The organism is Wenyingzhuangia sp. 2_MG-2023 (assembly GCF_030548295.1).
Lineage (GTDB): Bacteria > Bacteroidota > Bacteroidia > Flavobacteriales > Flavobacteriaceae > Wenyingzhuangia.
Genome location: NZ_JAUOSB010000074.1, coordinates 1 through 494, shown reverse-complemented (window position 1 = coordinate 494; position 494 = coordinate 1). Strand labels below are relative to the sequence as shown.

The window sequence follows — 494 nt, the reverse complement described above, 5'->3', positions numbered from 1 at the left end:
TTTCTTGTATTTCATATCTCAAATTTATCTATTTGAAATTTAAAATATCACTCCGAATTTATTGGGGGCTAAAATACTACTGCTATTAAAATTAATCCAACTATTAAATATTGATTATTCGTTTTCGCAATTATTGTAGAAGTTATTCCCATTAATATAGAAATGATTGCAAAAACTGATAAAATAGTATTTGGTTTAAAATCTAAACTCAATGAGATACCTTTTTCTGATTTTACTATTTTTCCTTTTAAATATGCTGATTTCCTTTTTAAATTAGGCATTGCCCATCCTATAACAGTCCATTTATCATAAGCTGTAAATTCATTTCTATTAGTAAATTTTCCTATAAGATTTGAGTTCCCTTTTTTGAATAGGTTTTCAATGTTATTCTTTAGATTTTTTTCATTCATGCTTGAAGATATTTTAGCCCCCAATAAATTCGGAGTGATATTTTAAATTTCAAATAGATAAATTTGAGATATGAAATACAAGAA

General features: G+C 24.7%; 1 protein-coding gene. It reads right to left on the bottom strand.

Features of this window, described 5'->3' with window-relative positions; all coding sequences use genetic code 11:
- Window positions 1–68: 68 nt before the first annotated feature.
- A complete protein-coding gene (locus tag Q4548_RS16725) occupies window positions 69–410 on the bottom strand; it encodes a hypothetical protein (protein WP_303457180.1) in 342 nt (113 codons plus the stop codon).
- Window positions 411–494 lie beyond the last annotated feature (84 nt).